This is a genomic window from Methylobacterium sp. J-118, from assembly GCF_057836565.1.
This window is the reverse complement of the sequence record NZ_JBYQFA010000001.1, coordinates 1,059,000-1,077,820: the sequence shown is the minus strand read 5'-3', so window position 1 is coordinate 1,077,820 and position 18,821 is coordinate 1,059,000. Positions and strand designations below refer to the sequence as shown.

The 18,821-nt window shown below is 71.6% G+C and carries 21 protein-coding genes; 4 read left to right on the top strand and 17 right to left on the bottom strand.

Features of this window, described 5'->3' with window-relative positions:
- The first annotated feature begins 86 nt into the window (after window positions 1–86).
- Both AC3IF3_RS05235 and AC3IF3_RS05230 read left to right on the top strand, forming a co-directional pair.
- Entirely contained in the window at window positions 87–1,388 is a 1,302-nt protein-coding gene (locus AC3IF3_RS05235) for an RsmB/NOP family class I SAM-dependent RNA methyltransferase (RefSeq protein ID WP_489231243.1), read from the top strand.
- A 104-nt stretch (window positions 1,389–1,492) separates the two neighbouring features.
- Entirely contained in the window at window positions 1,493–2,500 is a 1,008-nt protein-coding gene (locus tag AC3IF3_RS05230) for an alpha/beta hydrolase (RefSeq protein WP_243965642.1), read from the top strand.
- 3 nt (window positions 2,501–2,503) lie between these two features.
- Here AC3IF3_RS05230 and AC3IF3_RS05225 read toward each other — a convergent pair whose 3' ends face one another.
- The 4 genes from AC3IF3_RS05225 to AC3IF3_RS05210 form a co-directional block, all read right to left on the bottom strand.
- On the bottom strand, window positions 2,504–3,742 hold the full coding sequence (locus AC3IF3_RS05225) for a peptide ABC transporter permease (RefSeq protein WP_243965644.1): 1,239 nt from the start codon (window positions 3,740–3,742) through the stop codon (window positions 2,504–2,506).
- Between the two features lie 105 nt (window positions 3,743–3,847).
- A complete protein-coding gene (locus AC3IF3_RS05220; RefSeq protein WP_243965646.1) occupies window positions 3,848–4,372 on the bottom strand; it encodes a DUF2937 family protein in 525 nt (174 codons plus the stop codon).
- Window positions 4,373–4,423: 51 nt separating this feature from the next.
- Complete coding sequence (locus AC3IF3_RS05215; protein WP_489227659.1) at window positions 4,424–5,437, bottom strand: WD40 repeat domain-containing protein; 1,014 nt, start codon at window positions 5,435–5,437, stop codon at window positions 4,424–4,426.
- Window positions 5,434–6,108, bottom strand: coding sequence for a YoaK family protein (locus AC3IF3_RS05210; protein WP_489219981.1), 675 nt, complete (start codon window positions 6,106–6,108; stop codon window positions 5,434–5,436). Before AC3IF3_RS05210 ends, AC3IF3_RS05215 begins: the two co-directional genes overlap by 4 nt.
- Before the next feature lie 207 nt (window positions 6,109–6,315).
- On the opposite strand from AC3IF3_RS05210, the gene AC3IF3_RS05205 reads away from it, so the two are divergent.
- Complete coding sequence (locus AC3IF3_RS05205; protein ID WP_489219980.1) at window positions 6,316–6,747, top strand: response regulator; 432 nt, start codon at window positions 6,316–6,318, stop codon at window positions 6,745–6,747.
- Window positions 6,748–6,771: 24 nt separating this feature from the next.
- Window positions 6,772–7,131 carry a photosystem reaction center subunit H gene (locus tag AC3IF3_RS05200; RefSeq protein ID WP_243965654.1) on the top strand — a complete coding sequence of 120 codons (360 nt, stop codon included), beginning with the start codon at window positions 6,772–6,774 and terminating at the stop codon, window positions 7,129–7,131.
- 115 nt (window positions 7,132–7,246) lie between these two features.
- Here AC3IF3_RS05200 and AC3IF3_RS05195 read toward each other — a convergent pair whose 3' ends face one another.
- The 13 genes from AC3IF3_RS05195 to obgE form a co-directional block, all read right to left on the bottom strand.
- Window positions 7,247–7,876, bottom strand: coding sequence for a DUF2939 domain-containing protein (locus tag AC3IF3_RS05195; RefSeq protein WP_489227658.1), 630 nt, complete (start codon window positions 7,874–7,876; stop codon window positions 7,247–7,249).
- Window positions 7,877–7,900: 24 nt separating this feature from the next.
- Window positions 7,901–8,455 (bottom strand): RNA pyrophosphohydrolase, encoded by a 555-nt coding sequence (locus tag AC3IF3_RS05190; protein WP_489227656.1) that lies wholly within the window; start codon window positions 8,453–8,455, stop codon window positions 7,901–7,903.
- A 95-nt stretch (window positions 8,456–8,550) separates the two neighbouring features.
- The gene (locus AC3IF3_RS05185) at window positions 8,551–9,786 is read right to left on the bottom strand and encodes a divergent polysaccharide deacetylase family protein (RefSeq protein WP_489227654.1); all 1,236 of its coding nucleotides are present in this window, start codon (window positions 9,784–9,786) and stop codon (window positions 8,551–8,553) included.
- 170 nt (window positions 9,787–9,956) lie between these two features.
- Window positions 9,957–11,297, bottom strand: a complete 1,341-nt coding sequence (locus AC3IF3_RS05180) for a S41 family peptidase (RefSeq protein WP_243965662.1) — start codon at window positions 11,295–11,297, stop codon at window positions 9,957–9,959.
- Window positions 11,297–12,694: a murein hydrolase activator EnvC family protein gene (locus tag AC3IF3_RS05175; RefSeq protein ID WP_489227652.1), complete on the bottom strand. Its 1,398-nt coding sequence runs from the start codon at window positions 12,692–12,694 to the stop codon at window positions 11,297–11,299. The genes AC3IF3_RS05180 and AC3IF3_RS05175 overlap by 1 nt, the downstream gene beginning before the upstream one ends.
- Before the next feature lie 12 nt (window positions 12,695–12,706).
- A complete protein-coding gene (gene rlmH, locus AC3IF3_RS05170; protein WP_489219975.1) occupies window positions 12,707–13,201 on the bottom strand; it encodes a 23S rRNA (pseudouridine(1915)-N(3))-methyltransferase RlmH in 495 nt (164 codons plus the stop codon).
- Between the two features lie 14 nt (window positions 13,202–13,215).
- Window positions 13,216–13,665 carry a ribosome silencing factor gene (gene rsfS, locus AC3IF3_RS05165; RefSeq protein WP_489227651.1) on the bottom strand — a complete coding sequence of 150 codons (450 nt, stop codon included), beginning with the start codon at window positions 13,663–13,665 and terminating at the stop codon, window positions 13,216–13,218.
- Complete coding sequence (locus AC3IF3_RS05160; protein WP_489227650.1) at window positions 13,662–14,336, bottom strand: nicotinate-nucleotide adenylyltransferase; 675 nt, start codon at window positions 14,334–14,336, stop codon at window positions 13,662–13,664. The genes rsfS and AC3IF3_RS05160 overlap by 4 nt, the downstream gene beginning before the upstream one ends.
- 19 nt (window positions 14,337–14,355) lie before the next feature.
- Window positions 14,356–15,654 carry a glutamate-5-semialdehyde dehydrogenase gene (locus AC3IF3_RS05155; protein WP_489227649.1) on the bottom strand — a complete coding sequence of 433 codons (1,299 nt, stop codon included), beginning with the start codon at window positions 15,652–15,654 and terminating at the stop codon, window positions 14,356–14,358.
- Window positions 15,655–15,813: 159 nt separating this feature from the next.
- Window positions 15,814–16,929, bottom strand: coding sequence for a glutamate 5-kinase (gene proB, locus AC3IF3_RS05150; RefSeq protein ID WP_489227648.1), 1,116 nt, complete (start codon window positions 16,927–16,929; stop codon window positions 15,814–15,816).
- A gap of 104 nt (window positions 16,930–17,033) precedes the next feature.
- Window positions 17,034–17,438 carry a type II toxin-antitoxin system VapC family toxin gene (locus AC3IF3_RS05145; RefSeq protein ID WP_489227647.1) on the bottom strand — a complete coding sequence of 135 codons (405 nt, stop codon included), beginning with the start codon at window positions 17,436–17,438 and terminating at the stop codon, window positions 17,034–17,036.
- Window positions 17,435–17,701: a hypothetical protein gene (locus tag AC3IF3_RS05140; protein ID WP_489227646.1), complete on the bottom strand. Its 267-nt coding sequence runs from the start codon at window positions 17,699–17,701 to the stop codon at window positions 17,435–17,437. The genes AC3IF3_RS05145 and AC3IF3_RS05140 overlap by 4 nt, the downstream gene beginning before the upstream one ends.
- A 47-nt stretch (window positions 17,702–17,748) precedes the next feature.
- Window positions 17,749–18,777, bottom strand: coding sequence for a GTPase ObgE (obgE, locus tag AC3IF3_RS05135; RefSeq protein ID WP_243965692.1), 1,029 nt, complete (start codon window positions 18,775–18,777; stop codon window positions 17,749–17,751).
- Window positions 18,778–18,821 lie beyond the last annotated feature (44 nt).

Here is an 18,821-nt window from a genome sequence, read left to right as displayed (position 1 = left end):
TCGAAGCTCGGCCGTATCGTGGCGGTATCGTGGGACAAGCGTGGCCGTTTCGCGCCTTGTTCGACTCATTCTGAAGGAACAGACCCCTGACCCCCGCCGCCCGCTGCTCCGCCGCCATCGAGGTGCTCACCGACATCGTAGACCGGCGCCGGCCGGCGGCCGATGCCCTGAAGGATTGGGGCCTCGCCCACCGTTTCGCCGGCTCCGGCGACCGGGCCGGCATCGCCAGCTTGGTCTACGACGCCCTGCGCCGACGGTCGTCCGCGGCCTGGATCATGGGCTCGGATACCCCGCGCGCGGTGCTGATCGGCGCGCTGCGGCTCCAGCAGGGCCTGGCCGCGGCCTCGGTGGCCGCCCTGTTCTCCGGGGACCGCTTCGCGCCGCCGCCGCTGACCGCCGAGGAGCAGGCCCGCCTCGACAGCGGCACGCTGAACGACGCCCCGCCCGAGGTGGCGGGGGACGCCCCGGCCTTCGTGCTGCCGGACCTCGCGGCGGTTCTGGGCGACGACCTCATCCCGGAACTGAAGGCCCTGGCCCGGCGCGCGCCCCTCGACATCCGGGTCAACGCCCTGCGCGGCCGCCGCGCGGACGTGCTGCCGGCGCTCGCCGCCTTCGACGCGGCCCCGACGCCGCACGCCCCCCAGGGCCTGCGCGTGCCGATCGGTGCGGACGGGCGCGGCCCGGCGCTCCATGTCGAGGCCGAGTTCCTCGACGGCTGGTACGAGATCCAGGACGAAGGTTCCCAGCTCGCGGCCCTCCTGGCCGATCCGCGGACCGGCGAGACCATCGTCGACCTCTGCGCCGGCGGCGGCGGCAAAACCCTGGCGCTCGCGGCCGAGACCGGAAACGGGGCCCGCCTGATCGCCACCGACGGCGACCCGCGCCGGCTCGCGCCGATCCACGAGCGTTTGCGCCGGTCCGGGGCCGTGGCGGAGATCCGGACGCCGCGGGGCGGCAAGGCGCGGGCCGACGTGCTGGAGGATCTGGACGGTACGGTCGACCGGGTTCTGGTCGATGCGCCCTGCACCGGCTCGGGCACCTGGCGGCGCAATCCGGACGCCAAGTGGCGCCTGCGCCCCGGCAGCCTCTCCCTGCGGACCGCCGAGCAGGCCCAGGTCCTCGATCGGGCGGCGCGGCTGGTCAGGCCGGGCGGCCGCATCGTCTATGTGACCTGCTCGCTGCTGGCCGCGGAGAACGACGCCGCCCTGGACGGGTTGCTGTCGCGCTGGCGCGGGCGCTTCGACGTGGTCGCGGCCGCCGATGTGCTCGCAGCGGGTCCGGCCTCGCTGCCGGCGGCGGTGCGGACCACGCTTCACGGCATCCAGATGACCCCGCATCGCACCGGCACCGACGGGTTCTACGTCGCGGTGATCGCACGGCGCGGCTGAGGTCCGGGACCCCCGGGGCCCTCCGCGGCGTTGGACCGGCGCGCCTTCGGGAGCCGGCCGCACCGCGCGCCGGTCCCGACCTGTTGCTTTTCCGGGAGACGCCCTTGCGCCTGGACCGCCGCCTGTTGCTCGCCGGATTCGGGACTGCCTTCGGCCTGCGCTCGGCGCGGGCCGCCAGCGACGGGCCGCCGGAACCGGCCTCGCATGAATCGATCCGGGCGCTGCCCCGCTCCCTGCCGGGGGCGGACCTGCAGGTGATCGATCTCTGGCCGGGCGAGGCGCCAGGCGGTGGCAGCGGGCCCGACGCGGACGGCTACCGCTACGTCGAGGGTGTCGTCGGCGACATCACCCGGGTGGCGCGGCCCTGCCTGCTGGTCATGCGGCCGGCCAATGCCAACGGTGCCGCGATGATCGTCGCGGCCGGGGGCGGCTACGAGTTCATCGCCCTCGGCAACGAGGGCGTCCCGGTGGGGCGGGTCCTGAATGCGGCCGGCATCACGGTCTTCCTGCTGGTCTATCGCTTGCCGGCGGAGGGCTGGGGCTCTGGCCCCGACGCGCCGCGCCAGGACGCCCAGCGCGCCGTCCGGCTGGTCCGGGCCCGGGGGACGGAGTTCGGCATCGACCCGGCTCGAGTCGGCGTGCTCGGCTTCTCGGCCGGCGGCCACCTGATGGGCGAGACCGCGGTCGGCAGCGCCCTGGATCTCTACGCCGCGGTGGATTCCGTCGACGCGCAGCCCGTGCGGCCCGCGCTGGCCGGATTGATCTATCCGGTCATCACGATGCGAAAGCCCTTCGACCGGACCCATACACGCCGGATCCTCGTGGGCGACGACGTGACCCCGGCCGAGATGAAGACCTATTCGGTCGACCTGCAGGTCGGCCCGGACACGCCGCCGACCTTCCTGGCCCAGGCGATCGACGACCCCGTGGCGGTGGCCGATCATCCGCTGCTGATGTTCTCGGCCCTGCGCAAGGCGCGGGTGCCGGCCGAACTGCACCTGTTCGAGCGCGGCGGCCACGGCTTCGGCCTCGGTGCCCCCGGCACGCCGGCGGCGGCTTGGCCCGGGCTGTTCCTCGCCTGGATCCGCCTCCACGGCTTCCAGCGGCGCTGACCCTCAGCCCTGGCCGGCGATCACGCGGTGCAGCTTGGCGACCTTCGGCCGGTTGGTGCGGAACTGGCCCCGCTCCACGGACACGAACACCACGGTCGCGATGGCGAGCGTCGTCAGCCACCAGATCGCCGTCAGCCCGACGCCGAGGCAGGCCACCGTGAAGGCCGCCGCGAAGCACCCCATTGCCCCGGGAACCAGGGCGGGACCTTCGCGCCCGGCCCGGCGGATCGAGGCGTAGAGCGCGAAGGCGGCGGCGAGGGCCCCGACGATTCCGAGCTCGTACCAGAACTCGAACAAAGCGGTCGTGGGCGCATTCAGCGGCAGCAGCCCGACCAGGCGGCCACGCAGGGCCGTCTCGAAACCGTGGCCGGTGATCAACCGCACCGGATCGGTGGTCACCACCTTCTGCCAGCTCTTCAGCGACAGCACCGCCGGTGCCAATGGACCGAGTACGGCGGCGCCCACGGGCCGCGCCAGGAACGGTAGCAGCGGCGCCACGGCGAGCAGGACGGCGGACAGGGTAGCTGTGAGTGTCACGCCGAGTTTCGGCCGGTAGCTCGTCACCGCGAAGGCCACGGAACCGACCGCCAGGGCGGCGATCTGGGTCGCGTCCGGCTGGACCGTGAGCGCCAGGGCGACCAGCAGGGCGACCCCCAGGGCTTCGCGGTCGCGGCGCCGGGACCGGAGCCATGCCAGCGCCGGCCAGACCAGCAGGATAAGCAGCACGAGGCCGCGATCGAGCGCGCCATCATCCTCGGTCCCGGCCGGCGCCATGTGGGCGCCGAACAGCCCGAGCATGATCGCCACGATCGCGCCCGCGACGATTCCGAGGGGCAGCAAATAGAGGTTCGCGGACCGCATCCGGTCGGGCAGGGCCAGATAGCCGAGCAGGGCCAGCCCGATCGTGGCCGCGAGGTTGACGAGGCGCTCCAGGGCCGGCCCGAGGAACGGCGTCCAGGTCAGGGACAGCGCCGACCAGAGCACCACGAGCATCCCCGCCAGGAAGGCCGGCGCCGTCAGCAGCCGGTAGGCGGAGGGGCGCACCGGCCGCTGCCGCCGGTCGATCACGCTGGCGATGATCAGCAGGATGACGGCGATCGGCGCGAGGATCACCGAGGCGCGGCGGGCGACCTGCGCCAGGACGGGGAGCACCACGAACAGGCCGAAGAAGCCGATGCGCCGCAGGAGTGCGGCGGCGTCGAGCGCCGGGTCGGCGGTGGTGGGAGTCGACGCGCGGGGCATCAGGCGCCTTCTTCCGGACCGGAACGGCCGGATCCCTGCTCGATACGCAAGCCTCGCGCAAGCCGCTGTAGACGCAGCGCCACACCTTCCGCTGCGCGCATCGCCTCAGGCCACGGTGGCGGGCTCGCGCGGGCGCCGCCGCACCGCGCGCCGGCCGAGATCCGACACCACCCGCCAGCCGCCCCAGGCGGCGAAGAAGCCGATCAGTCCGGCGGCCAGGCCGTCGGCGCTGGTCGGGATCGCCGGGCTGAAGTCGCGATAGGCGGCTGCGGCGACCGGCATGTCGGGATCACGCAGCATCGCGACGACGCGGCCGAGCGGGCTCGTGGCCGAGGCCAGGGCCTGCTGCTGCGCGCTCAGCCGGGCGAGCCGGGCGATGTCCGCCTGCGCGGCCGCACCACGCCGGGCCACAAGCTCGTCAGGGTTGCTGCGCAGCCGGTCGACCGCGCCCTCGCGGGTGGTGCCGGAGGCTTGGGCGTCCGATTCGAGCACCGCCACCTGCCGCCGCAATTCATCCGCCGCGCCGCCGATGCGCTGCGCGTATTGCTGCGCGAATTCGGGGGCCTGCGCGGCCACCGCGCCGCCGAGGAGGCCGAGGGCGATGCCGAGGGTGCGGAGCACGCGGAACATATCAGGCCTCCGGCGCGGGGAATCGCGCATCGACACAGAGCATGCCGGGCCTCACGCTGGAAGCGTCAGCAGGCCGGCCTGCCCATCGCCGCAGCCGAACAGCAAGCGGCTCCCGCGCCCGTCCCAGGCGAGCGCGGTCACGCCGCTGCCCACGACGGACGGCCGCACCAGGAGTTCCGAGGCGTCGGTGAACCGGACCAGCAGGATGCAGCCGTCCTCGTAGCCGATGGCCAGGACCGGCGCCTTGGGGTGGAACGACACGCGCGACACCCGGGCGGGACGGACCCCGCATTCCCGGGGGGCCTTCCCGGTCGGGCCCTCCTTCGAGTCGAACGGCCACACGATCGCGGCCTCGGCGCCGCTGGTGGCGAGCCAGTGCCCGTCCGACGACCACGCCACCGAGCGGACCTTGCCGGGATAACCCGACATCCGCATGTGGCCGCGATCCGGCTGGAGGCGCCACCCGTGCAGGGCATTCTCCTGCATGGTCGTCACCACGAAACGGCCGTCCGGCGACCAGGTCACGTCGATATGGGAGCCCTTCCAGTCGATCACCTCCGCCGGGGTTTCGAGGTTCGGGTACCAGAGGCTGACGCCGTTGTAGTGGGCGATCCCGAGACGGTAGCCCTTCGGGGCGAAGACGAGGCCGCGGCCGGTCGAGGGGGCCTGGAAGCTGCGCTCGCGGCCCTTGGCGTCCCGGGCCACGACATTGCGCCCGGCCGACCAGGCCACGGCGCCGTCCGGATGGAGCGCCAGGGCGTCGATCCAGGCGCCGCCCTTGGCGGATCCCACCTGTTCCACGGCGCCGTCCGCCCGGACCTCCACCACCCGGCCGTCGTCGCCGCCGGTGAGCAGGCGCGCGCCGATCCCGGCCGCCACCAGGATCCCGCCCTCGGGATGGGCGACGAGCCGCCTCAGGCCCGCCGCCTGCGCCAGCGCGACGGTGCCGTCGCTGAGCGCCAGGGCCGGCACGTCCTTCAGGAAATGGGCCGCGACCACGTGCGCGCCGGGCTCCAGCGCGGCGACGTGACTGGTGAGGGTGGGATTGCTGACGGGACTGCTCATGGTGCGGGGACCTTCGCGGCAGGCGGTGCCGTGCGCAAGACCAGGATCGCCGTCAGCAGCGCCAGGCCGCCCGAGAGGGCCGCGGGTGCGACCAGCGCGTAGAGGGCGAAATGCCCGTAGGCCTGCGCACCGAGATACGCGCCGAACAACAGGGACAGCCAGACCAGGCCGTCGCCGATCCAGCCCAGCGGATCGCCGGTCCGGGTCAGCGCCTGGGCGATCTTCTGTCCCAGGCTGAAGAGGGCGCCGGTGACGAAGGTCGTGCCGGCGCGGAAGCCCTTCACCTGCGCCAGGACCGCGTTCTGCGAGCCCATCGCCACGGCGACGAAGAAGGCGGCGAGGCCGAGTTCCGGTGATTCGAGGCCCAGCCCGAGGCCGCCGAGGATCAGGAGGGACTCGTAGGCGAGGACCACCGGCGTGGTCCAACGGGCCGGGACCAGGATTGCGAGGCCGCTGCCGAGCACCGAGCCTATCAGGAAGGCGAGGATGAGCGTCGCGGGCAGCACCAGCCGGTGGAAGTCGGCGGCCGCGCCGAAGACAGCGAGCTGCGTGGTGTTGCCGCTCATGAACGAGGTGTAGAGCCCGCCCAGGCGCACGAAGCCCAGGGCATCCACGTATCCGGCCAGACCCGTGAGGAGCAGGCCGAGGCCGAGCTGCAGCAGCCGGCTCACGCGTCAGCCCCCCGGTACGGCCCCGGTAACCTTCCGTTAACCACTTGGATCGCTTCGTTCACCGGCGTGGGAGGTCGGTTAAGACGGCGCTCACCAAACGCGTGCAATTCGATGGAAACAGGGTGAACGCCGTGTCGAGAGGGGCCGTTGCCCCAGCGATCCGACCGGGGGACACCGAGCCCCCGCCGGGTGAGTGGGAGTTGCGTCATGGTTCCGTTCGCTGCCGCTTTCGTCTGCCCGTCCATGCCCGTTCTGGACTCGGCCACCGCCACGATCCTCGTGGTCGAGGATGAGCCGAGCGTCTGCGAACTGGCCGCCGAAACGCTCCTCGACGCGGGCTATCGGGTGCTCACCGCCGCGGATGCCTGGCAGGCCGAGGCGATCCTGGCCAGCCAGAGCGTGGACATGCTCTTCACCGATATCGATCTCGCTCGCAACACGAACGGCCTCGCGCTGGCCCGCCGTGCCCGGGGCCTCTGCCCGGACCTCCCGATCGTCTACACCTCCGGTGGCCGCGCCGACCTGTCGGCCCGCGACGCCGTCTCCGGCTCGGTCTTCGTGCCGAAACCCTATCGCCCGAGCCAGCTCGTGGCGCTGACCCGCGACGTGCTGAACGCCGCGCTCCCCCATCACGCCTGACCCGGACCTCCGAGGACACACGCCATGTGGCGCTCCCTTTCCGCACTCGGCCTCGCCCTGGCGCTGTCGGCCACGCCGGCGAACGCCGCCTGCGACGTGACCGGCGCGAAGATCGAGGAGGCGATCGCCGCCAAGGGCGAATTGCGCGCGGATGCCAATGCTCAGCTGGTGCGCGACCTGCGGACCCTGCGCGACGCCGCCATCGTGCTGGACACGTACAAGTTTCCCGGTGAGTGCGAGGTCCTGCTTGGGATCGCCAAGTCGTTGCTGTCCAACCCCGGCAAGACCATCGAGCAGGGCGGCGACACCGACGAGGACAAGGCCGAGAGCCTGATCGAGGCCCGCGAGCCCAAGGATGCCGCCGGCACGCCGAAGGCGAAGTGACCTCCGGGCACGGCGGGACGCGCAGCCTGCCTGGACCGGGCTTCCGAACGTCCGGTCCGCTCTGCCGTCTTCCGAACGGCGCCGACCGCCGCTCGGGACGCCGCCCCCGCTCGGTTTAGGGCTCCTGCCCGCCGGTCGCCCCGATCTTCGCCCGGGCCATCGCCCGGCCGAGCTTCGCGGCGATCTGGTCGCGCAGCATGTCGGCCATCTCGATGTCGACCAGGCGCCATGTCAGACCGCGCAGCCGCAACCGGATGCGGGTGCGCGCGCCGCGGGGCGCCTCGGGCGGGATCGGGATCACCACCGCGCGGAAGCCCCGCATTTCGAGGGCCGTGTAATAGGGCAGGAGCCGCCCGACGCTGCGGATCGCAAGGCCTTCGGGCCGCGTGTCGGACGGCCGTTCGAGATCGAGCTTGTCGGGCCAGCCATTGGCGAGCAGGTCGATCACCGTCTCCGGGGTGACCATCGACTCGGACAGGGCCAGGGCCAGCCCATAGGCGGCATCGCCGAGGCGCTGGCGATCACGGGCCTCCAGGTCCGAATCGGCCTCCGCGGCAACCCGCATCGCCGCCGTGATCTGACGCACCAGGGACAGGCGGAGCGTCCGGAAGTTCACGTGGCTCTCGATATAGGCCGCGTCGTGCCGGCGCACCGCCTGCGAGAGATCGTAGAGCGACCAGAGCGGGCTCATCGTGAACGCGACCCAGGCGAGGGCCAGGCCGAGCGAGACCATGAGCCAGCGCACGGTCTCAGACCCCCGGCCGCAGCGTCACGAGGCGTCCGCCCAGCGCTCGAGACCCGAGAAGGCCGCCACCACGCGCTCGTAGACCGGGCGTTTGAACGGCACGATCAAATCCGGCAGCTCGGCGAAACCGGCCCAGCGCCACGCGTCGAACTCGGCCTTGTGGGCGCCGCCCCCCGGACGCAGCACGTCGATCGACGACTCGTCACCCAGGAAGCCGTAGGCGAACCATCTCTGGGTCTGCCCCCGGTAGCGCCCCTGCCACGCCTGCTTCATCACGTCGGGCGGCAGGTCGTAGGCGAGCCAGTCCGGGATCTCGGCGAGCAGGCGGAGCGCCTCCGGCGGGACGTTGGTCTCCTCGTAGAGTTCGCGGCGCGCGGCCGCCTCCGGATCCTCGCCCAGATCGACGCCGCCCTGCGGCATCTGCCACATGTACGGGCCGGCGACATGCTCGGGCCCCGCATCCTTGGTCCGGCGTCCGACGAAGACGCCGCCTCCGGGCGCGATCAGCGCGACGCCCACGCAGGGGCGGTAGGGCAGGGCGCTGCCGGGATCCGAATCCGTCGTCATCGGCCGGACCATAGGTCAGGCCCACGGGGCGCGGCAACGCCGATCGGGGACGCGGCCCTCCCGTTGCGCCCGAAGACTATCGGTGCGGGAGCGTTTCGCGAGCTCACTCAATCGGCCGTAGTAACCCGCTTCTCACGGGCGCCGCGCAGGGCGACGCTGGCCGGGACGAGCCGCAGCCCCCGGGCATCGAGATCCCGCGCCCAGCGGGCGATTCGGTCGACACTGAGGGCCGCACCGCTCACTGAGACCAGGGCGAAGCCGTTGGCCCGAGCCCGGGCCTCGGCCTGTGTCAGGGCGGCGTCGATGGCGTCGGCGCGCGGTGTGGCGTCGAGGACGATCTCGGCACGGGCGATCGGCGTGCGGGCCTTGTTGGCCGGCGCGGCCGGGGGTTTCGGATTCGTGCCGTCGTCGAGGAAGCCGAGGCCGCGGGCGCCGATCTCGCGCAGGATCGGCTCGAAGGCGGAATCCGCCATCAGCTTGGAGCCCATGTAGTTCACGACGCCGACATAGCCCGGGAAGCGCGCGAGCGCCCAGGCGAGGCGGTCGACATTCTCGGGGCCCTTCAGGGCGGTGAGCAGGCCCTGGGGGCCCGGGTCGCTGTCGGGATAGTCGAACGGCTCCATGGGCAGCTGGAGGAAGACCTCGTGGCCGGCATCGCGCGCCCGGGCGGCGGCGCGCTCGACCTCGCCGCCATAGGGCAGGAAAGCGAGGCTGACGGCTGCCGGCAGGCGCGCGGTGGCACCCGCGGTGGCGGCCTGGCCGACGCCGAGCCCGGTCACCACGATGGCGATGCGCGGACCGGTTCCGGGCTCCTCGGGACGGGCGTAGACGTCGAGGGCGCGCACGCGGCCCTCGCCGAGCTTCGGGATCAGGCCGTGCCGGCCGGTCTCGCTGATGCGCGGGTCCGGCGCGGGGGCGAGTCGCGGCGCGTTGGGGGGCGGGACCCGGATCACCACGGCATCGGTCGGCGCCGAGCCGAGGGGACGCACCACCGTGACGCCGGATGCGGACTCGATCTCCTCCGCGCTGCGCTGGAGCTGGGTCGGTCCGGGGGTGGTCATGGCGACCGGCGGCTCGGCCGCCGGCACCGGGGCGGCCGGCCGCGCCGCGGGCTCGCGGAACGCGATCATCGCCTCGGCGCGGGGCTCCCCGCCCTGGGGATCGCCGAGCGCGACGACGAGGCCGACCGACAGGGCGAGCGCGGCCGCGATGGCCCCCGCCGCGACCCTCGGCCGGCGCAGGACCGCGAGGTGCCGTCCGAACCGCCCGCTGGGCTGCTCCGGCACCTGCGCCTCCGGCACGCCGAGGGGGCGCGTGAGGATATCGTCCGTGGACTCGGTCAAGCGGCTCTCGACACGGAATCGGTCCCGCCGCGCCGGACGCGGCACGGATCCCGGACGCCATTGCCGGCCGGTATGGTTAACGATCCCCTAAGGACCAGCCCGGGATACGAAAATCCCGCCCGGCAGGTCGGCCGGGCGGGAGCGGATAGCGCCGTTCGTGGTCTGGGCGATCAGTTCGGCAGGCTGGGCTTCTGCTGCTGGGCGTTCGGCGTGCCGTTGGCCGCGCCCTTCTGGATGCCGTGCAGGAAGTCGACCGCCGCGATCAGCTGCTTGTCCTTGGCTGGGTCCGACGGCATGTAGGCGGAGGAGCCGCCGCGCTCGTCGGTGTCCTTCTGCTTCAGGTGGCCCTTCAGCCCGGCCTCGCCCTTGGTCTCGTCCTTGCCCTTCAGCTCGTCCGGCACGTCCTGCAGGACCTCGACATCGGGCTCGATGCCCTTCGCCTGGATCGAGCGGCCCGACGGCGTGTAGTAGCGCGCCGTGGTCAGCCGCAGGGCGCCGGATCCGCCGAGCGGGATGATCGACTGCACCGAGCCCTTGCCGAAGGAGCGCGTGCCCATGATGGTCGCGCGCTTGTGATCCTGCAGGGCGCCGGCCACGATCTCCGAGGCCGAGGCGGAGCCGCCGTTCACGAGGACCACCACGGGCTTGCCCTTGGTCAGGTCGCCGGACTTTGCGGAGAAGCGCTGCGTCTCGTCCGGGTTGCGGCCGCGGGTCGAGACGATCTCGCCGCGGTCCAGGAAGGCGTCCGAGACCATCACCGCCTGGTCGAGCAGGCCGCCCGGGTTGTTGCGCAGGTCGATGACGTAGCCCTTGATCTTGTCAGGCCCGATGTCGCTCGACAGCTTGTCGATCGCGGCGCGCATGCCGTCGAAGGTCTGCTCGTTGAACTGCGTCAGGCGGATATAGGCGACGTCGCCGCCCTCGACCTTGGAGCGGACCGGTTTGATCTTGATCACGTCGCGGGTCAGCGTGACGTCGATCGGGTCCTTCGACTCCTTGCGGCTGATCTTGAGCTTCACGCTCGAATTGACCGGGCCGCGCATCTTGTCGACCGCTTGGTTCAGGGTGAGGCCCTGGACCTGATCGTCGTCGATCTGGGTGATGACGTCGTTGGCGAGCAGGCCCGCCTTGGCGGCGGGGGTGTCGTCGATCGGGGTGACGACCTTGATCAGGCCGTCCTCCATAGTGACCTCGATGCCCAGCCCGCCGAACTCGCCGCGGGTGGTGGTCTGCATGTCGCGGAACGCCTTGGCGTCCATGTAGCTCGAATGCGGGTCGAGCGAGGCCAGCATGCCGTTGACGGCCGACTCGATCATCTTCGACTCGTCCGGCTTCTCGACGTAGTCGGTCCGGACCTTCTCGAACACGTCGCCGAACAGGCTCAGCTGGCGATAGGTTTCGGCCGAGGCGGCCACCGCCCGGGGACCCGACAGGAAGTCGGTCTGGGTGGCCACCATGGAGGTGCCGGCACCCAGGAAGGCGCCGAGCATGATCAGAGACGTCTTGCGCATCAGCCGCGAACCTTCTCGCCAAGTACCGTATTAGTCGGGCTTCTCGCCCACCACGGCTCCGGATCGATGGAGCCGCCGTCCTTCTTGAACTCGACGTACAGGGTGGGATCGCCGTCGGACCCAGTCGGGCCCGGGCCTTTCTCGCCCATGCTGCCGACCGGTTCGCCCGCGAGCACGAACTGGCCGACCTCGACGCTGATCTGTTCCATCCCCGCGAGCAGGAGATAGTAGCCGTCGCCCGCGTTGATGATCAAGAGTTGCCCGTAGGACCGGAACGGCCCGGCGAACTGCACCCAACCGTCGGCCGGGGAGGAGACCGTCGCCTTCGGACGCGTCGCGAAGGACACGCCACGGCTGGTTCCACCGTTGCCATCGGGCTGGTTGAAGCCCCGCGCCAGCCGACCGCTGACAGGCCGCGGCACTTCGCCCCGCGCCTCCGAAAAATGCACTTTCGGTGCCAGCCGCGCGGGATCGCGGAAGCCGGCCGCGGCAAATCGTTCCTGCGTCACGCGGATCTCGCGTTCGGCCGCCGCCTTCGCCTCCTCGGCGGAGCGTTTGGCCGCCACGGCCTCGGCTTCGGTCCGGTCCAGGAGATCCTTCAGGGTCTTCGCCTGGGCACCGAGCTCGGCAGCCCGGCGGCGCTCGGCGGTGAGGCCGCTCTCGACCTCCGCCTGGCGGGCACGGCGGGCGGCCACCAGGGCCTCGAGGCGCTGGCGCTCCCGCGCCCACCCGGTCAGGTCGCTGGTGAGGCCTTCCTTGTCCTGTGCGATCAAGCCGCGCAGGCGGATCATTTCCGCGAGATCGGCCGCCAGGGTGTCGACCTCCCCGCGCAACTCCGGCACCACGGCACCGAGCAGCATCGAGGTGCGGATGGCCGCGAGCACGTCCTCCGGGCTCACGAGCACCGCCGGTGGCGGGCGCCGTCCCATCCGCTGGAGCGCGGCCAGGATCTCGGCGACCACGCCCCGGCGGGCCTGGAGCGAGCGCCGGATCGCGGCCTCGCTCTCGCTCATCGCCTTCAGCCGCTCCTCCAGGCGGCTCAGCCGGTCCTCGGTCGCCTGCGCCTGACGGCCGGCGTCGAGGAGGGCGGAGTCGAGCTTGGACCGGTCCGTGCCGATGGCGGCGATCTCGGCCTCGAACTGCGCCCGCTGGCCGTTGCTGGCGGCCAGGGCATCCTGCACGCGCTTGAGGTTCTCGGCGCGACGGTCGCGCTCCGCATTGTCCCGCTGCGCCGCCTCCGAGTCCGGGGGCGCCGGGGTCTCGGCATGCGCGGGCCACGCGCCATAGGCCGCGGCCAGCAGGACCAGAGCGGTCAGGAGGCGGCGGGAGGCGCGACCGGACGACGACGGGCGGATGGGGGTATCGGCCCGCGCCCGGACGGCATCGATTTCGACCATGACCACCGCCGGTCAGCCCGCCTCGCCCCGATGATAGGGATGGCCGGCCAGGATGGTCAGGCTGCGGTAGATCTGTTCCAGGGCGAGCACGCGCACGAGTCCGTGGGGCAAGGTGGCCGCCCCGAAGGACAGGATCAGCTCCGCCTTCGTCCGAATTGAGGCGTCCAGACCATCCGGCCCGCCGATGACGACGGTCAGCGCCGGCCGCCCGACATCACGCCAGCCGGCTAACCGCTCGGCCAGGGCCGCGCTGGGGATATCGGCACGGCCGCGCTCGTCATACGCGACCAGGACACCGCCGGGCGGCAGATGGGCGGCGAGCAGGGCCGCCTCCTCGGTGCAGCGGTCCAGGGCGCGTCGTGCGCGCGCTTCCGGGATCTCCACGCTGTCGCAGGCCGAGAAGCCGAGCCCGCGCCCCAATTGGGCGGCGCGGTCGCGATATCGTGACGCGAGTTCCCGCTCCGGTCCGGCCTTCAACCGTCCGATCGCCGCCAGGACGAGTCGCAAGCGGTCGGTCCGGCCTAGCCGAGGGCGAGCCCGACCGGACGATCGGCGCCCCACATCTTCTCGAGATTGTAGAAGCCGCGCACTTCCGGACGGAAGATGTGCACGAGCACGTCGCCGGCGTCGATCAGAACCCAGTCGCAGGCGGGCAGGCCCTCGACCCGCGCGTTGCCGAAGCCGCGGTTCTTCATCTCCTGGATGATCTTGTCGGCGATCGCCCCCACGTGCCGCTGCGAGCGACCCGACGTGATGATCATCGTGTCGGCCAGCGACGTCTTCCCGGCGAGGTCGATGGCGATCGTCTCCTCGGCCTTCATCTCGTCGAGGCAGTCGAGGGCGAGGGCTTTGAGATCGTCCGAGCGCGCCTGGCCGGGCTCGTCCGGGGCGAGAACGGCGGTGCGGATCGTCTCCGTATGAATGGTTTCGGGCAGAGTCCTGGTTCCTCGTGGTGCCGCGGGCGGCGTCACCCCTCGCGGGGTGCCATGAAATTGGCGGTATCGGGCGGCGATTGCAACCGCGCCGTCTCCGAACCCCCGCCACGTCTCGGCATACCGTTACGGATCTCCGTCGAGGACAGGCTCGACCGCGGCCCGTGGAGGAAGGTCCAGGCCGGCGGCCGACGCAGCGCGAGCGTCGAGGCCGCGGCCTCGGGGATGCGCGCCTGCGCCAGCCGCTGGGCGGCGCGGGCGCTCAGCGGGGTCATGGTCCAGCCGGGCCGGTCGATGACCGCGATCGGCACGAGCCGCGCGATCTCGGCGGAGCCTTTCCAGCGGTGGAAGGTGCCGAGCGAATCAGCGCCCATGATCCAGACGAAATGAACGCCGGGGCAGCGACGCGTGAGGAAGCGCAGGGTCTGCACGGTGAAGCGGACGCCGAGGGCCGCCTCGACGCCGGTCACGGCGATGCGCGGATGCCGGGCGACCCGGTGCGCCTGGGCGCACCGCTCCGCGACGGTCGGAAGCGTTTTGCGGCTCTTCAGGGGGTTGCCGGGGCTGACCAGCCACCAGACGCGGTCCAGCCCCAGCCGACGCATCGCCAGCACGGAGACGTGGCGATGGCCGAGATGCGCGGGGTTGAAGGATCCGCCGTAGAGGCCGATCCGCATGCCGGGCGCGCTCGGCGGCAAACTCAGCCGCACGCCGGACCCTCGGCCGATGTCACGGACGGATCTGGCCGCTGCCGTGGACGCGATACTTGAAGGTCGTGAGCTGCTCGACGCCCACCGGGCCGCGGGCATGCATCCGCCCGGTGGCGATCCCGATCTCGGCGCCGAACCCGAACTCGCCGCCATCGGCGAACTGCGTCGAAGCGTTGTGGGTCACGATCGCCGAATCGACCTCCGCCAGGAATCGGGCCGCCTCGGCCTCATCCTCGGTGATGATCGCGTCGGTGTGATGCGAGCCGTAGGTCTCGATATGCTCGATCGCCGCGGCGATCCCGTCGACCACGCGGACCGCGATGACCGCGTCGAGGTACTCGGTGTGCCAATCCTGTTCCGCGGCGGCGGTCACCCGGGGATCGACCGCCCGCGTCTCGGCGTCGCCGCGGACGGCGCAGCCGGCATCGAGCAGGGCGCCGACCAGGGGGGCGAGATGCGTCGCCGCGCAGGCACGGTCGACAAGCAGGGTCTCGGCGGCGCCGCAGACGCTGGTCCGGCGCATCTTGCTGTTGAGCAGCACGGTGCGGGCCATGGCGAGATCGGCCGCGGCGGCCACGTAGACGTGATTGATGCCGTCGAGATGGGCGAAGACCGGCACCCGCGCCTCGGCCTGAACGCGGGTAACGAGACCGCGCCCGCCCCGGGGCACGATCACGTCGACGCAGCCGTCGAGGCCGGCGAGCATCAAGCCCACCGCCGTGCGGTCGCGGGTCGGTACCAGCTGGATCGCGTCTTCCGGCAGGCCGGCATCGGCCAGCCCCCGGCTCATCGCCCGGGCGATGGCCATGGCGCTGCGGTGGCTGTCCGAGCCCGCCCGCAGGATCGCGGCGTTGCCGGCCTTCAGGCACAGCGCACCGGCATCCGCGGTGACGTTGGGGCGGCTCTCGAAGATCACCCCGATCACCCCGAGCGGCACCGCGATGCGCTCGATCAGCAGGCCGTTCGGCCGCTCGATGGCGGCGAGCTGGCGGCCCACCGGGTCGGCCAGCAATCCGATCTTCTCGACGGCGTCCGCCATCGCCGCCAGGCGTCCGGGATCGAGGGTGAGCCGGTCGATCAGGGCGGCGGTCTGACCGGCGCTGCGCGCGGCAGCCACGTCGCGGGCGTTCTCGGCCAGGATCTCGTCGCGGTTCGCCCTCAGGCGCTCGGCGATCGCCTTCAGAGCGAGATCCTTGGTCTGCGCCGAGGCCAGCGCCATCCGCCGGGCGGCCGCACGGGCGCGACGGCCGATCGCCGCCATCTGCTCCGGCAGGGCGTCGGCCTCGGCGAAGTCCGATCTCAGATTCAGGACGGGCACGCTGGCGTCCTCGGTTCGCGACGGCCGTTCGCCGGCTCGACGGGGAAGGGCGCTGTCTTCGCACATCGTGCGGCGCACCGACAAGTGTGCTGTGTCACAGTCGACAACAATACTTAACCGGACGCGTTCGACATCAATGCTGCTCCGTCACGGCATTCTTTAGAACAAGGCCAAGTCATCGCGGTGCACCATCCAGGCGCGGCCTGGATAGTTGAGCAAATCCGGGATCCGTGCGCTGGGATGCCCGATGATCAGTGCGGCCTCGGCATCGTCGTAGGCGACGAGGCCGCGCCCCAGCGCCCGGCCCTCGGGGTCGCGGATCTCCACGGCATCGCCGCGGGAGAAGCTGCCGTCGATCGCCCGGACACCCACGGGCAACAGGCTGGCGCCGCCCCGGAGGGCCTGCACGGCACCGGAATCGATGGTTAGCGACCCCCTGGGTTCGAGGGACCCCGCGATCCAGGTCTTCCGCGCCGCGGTCGGCGTGGAGCCGGACAGGAACCACGAGCAGCGCGCCCCCTCCCGCAGCGCCTTCAGCGGGTTCTTCCCGCGCCCGTCCGCGATCACCAGATGGGTGCCCCCGGATACGGCGATCTTGGCCGCCTCGACCTTGGTGCGCATGCCGCCCCGCGACAGCTCGGAGGCCGGCCCTCCCGCCATCGCCTCGATCTCCGGGGTGATGCGTTCGATGACCGCCAAATGGCGCGCGTCCGGGTCATTCTTTGGCGGTGCGGTGTAGAGGCCGTCGATATCCGAGAACAGCACCAGCACGTCGGCGTCGATCATTGTGGCGACCCGGGCGGCGAGGCGGTCGTTGTCGCCGTAGCGGATCTCCGAGGTCGCCACCGTATCGTTCTCGTTGACGACCGGCACGGCGCGCATCTCGAGGAGCTTCAGCACGGTTGCCCGGGCGTTGAGGTAGCGGCGCCGCTCCTCCGTGTCCTGCGGCGTCACCAGGATCTGGCCGGCCACGATGCCGTGATGGCCCAGCGCCTCGGCCCAGTGCCGGGCGAGGGTGATCTGCCCCACCGAGGCCGCCCCCTGGCTCTCCTCCAGCCGCAGGGGCCCCGGCGGCAGGCCCAGCACCGTCCGGCCCAGGGCGATGCTGCCGGAGGACACGACCAGCACGTCGACCCCGCGCCCGTGCAGCTCGGCGATGTCCTCGGCCAGGGCCGCGAGCCAGGCATGTCGCAGGCGGCCGGCATTGCGGTCGACCAGCAAGGCCGACCCGACCTTGATCACGACGCGGCGGAAATCTTCGAGGGCGGGGATCATGATTCTTCGTGGACGGGCGGTACGGGGCGGTTTGGACGACGGCTGCGGTCTTGGACAGCCTTATGCGAAGGCTGAAGGGGAGGATCGGAACCGGGGTGGCGCGCTCAAGCTGCTGGGCTGTAGGCCGGCACCAAATCGGTATGGATGAAATCGTTGCCTTTGAAGAGGAGCGGTACGGCGTGGACCTTGGCGACGGCATAAGACAGGCAGTCGCCGAAGTTCAGGCAGGCGGCATGACCTTGACCCTTGCCGTAGCGGCCGAAGGCGTGAGCAGCTGCTCGGTAGGCGTCCAAGCCGAAATCGACGGTCCGGATGCTGGGCGTGGCGATCAGGCGATCGAGAAACGCATCGGCGAAGGTTGGCATCAGAGAGCCGAGCGCCATTCGTGTTTCGAGGAGGGTCGGCGGTCCCACGAGCGCGCGATGACGAACGATGATCTCGTCAAAGATCTGCCCCTCGGGTTCGCCGAGCGCGATCGCGACGAGAGCGGAACTGTCCAGTGCGATCACGCCGGTAGACCGTTCCAATCGTAGAGCCAGCCGTGATCGTTGAGGGCTCCTGGTACGATGTGTGGGCGCGCTTCGGCCACGAGCGCCCGGATCGCCGCGAGTTCGGCCTGTTGGCCAGGATCGAACCCGCCCTCGGCGGACGTATTCCGATCCAGGTCCCGAACGGCCGTCGCGACGGCCTCGTCGAGTGACGTGCCGAGGCAACTGGCAAGATTGCGCGCACGCTGAAAGTCCTCGTCGCGAATCGTCAGCAGCTTGGGCATCGGGCTGTCTCCGGCGCCAGCTTATCGCGCAGGCGCCGCGCCGCCAATCACGGCTCCCACGCCGCCACAGGCTCCCTGTCCGCCTCCACGCTGGCGTCGATCTCGGCCTGGAGTGCGCGCAGCGCCTCCGGCACGCCCTTCCGGCTCGCGGAGGACAGGACCAGCGGTGCCCGTCCGGCCGCGCGCTTCAGCTTGGCCACCTGGCTCTTGAGCGTCTCGGCGTCGAGCGCGTCGGCCTTGGACAGCGCCACGATCTCGGGCTTCTCGGCGAGTCCGTTGCCGTAGGCCTCGATCTCGCCGCGGACCAGCTTGTAGGTCTTGCCGGCGTGCTCGGTGGTGCCGTCCACGAGGTGCAGCAGCACCCGGCAGCGCTCGACATGGGCCAGGAACTTGTCGCCGAGGCCGACACCCTCGTGCGCGCCCTCGATCAGGCCGGGAATGTCGGCGAGCACGAATTCGCGCCCGTCCGAACGGACCACGCCGAGCCCGGGATGCAGGGTCGTGAACGGGTAATCGGCGATCTTCGGCTTGGCGGCCGTGACGCTCGCCAGGAAGGTCGACTTGCCGGCATTCGGCAGACCGACGAGGCCGGCATCGGCGATCAGCTTCAGCCGCAGCCAGATCCACATCTCCTGGCCTTCGAGGCCCGGATTGGCGTGCTTCGGGGCCCGGTTGGTCGAGGTCGTGAAATAGGCATTGCCGAAGCCGCCGTTGCCGCCCTTGGCCAGCCGGATCGTCTGGCCGACCTCGGTCAGGTCGGCAATCAGGGTCTCGCCGTCCTCGGCGAAGATCTGCGTGCCGGCCGGGACCTTCAGCACCGCGTCGGCGCCGTTGGCGCCGTGGCAGTTCGAGCCCATGCCGTGCTCGCCCTTCTTGGCCTTGAAGTGCTGCTGGTAGCGGTAGTCGATCAGGGTGTTGAGCCCCTCGACGCACTCGACCCAGACGTCGCCGCCGCGTCCGCCGTCCCCGCCGTTCGGGCCGCCGAACTCGATGAACTTCTCCCGCCGGAACGCGACGCAGCCGGGGCCGCCGTCACCGGACCGGATATAGACCTTGGCTTCGTCGAGGAATTTCACGGTCCGTCTCGTCGCTCGTGCCTGCGGGCGGCCCGTAGGCCGCC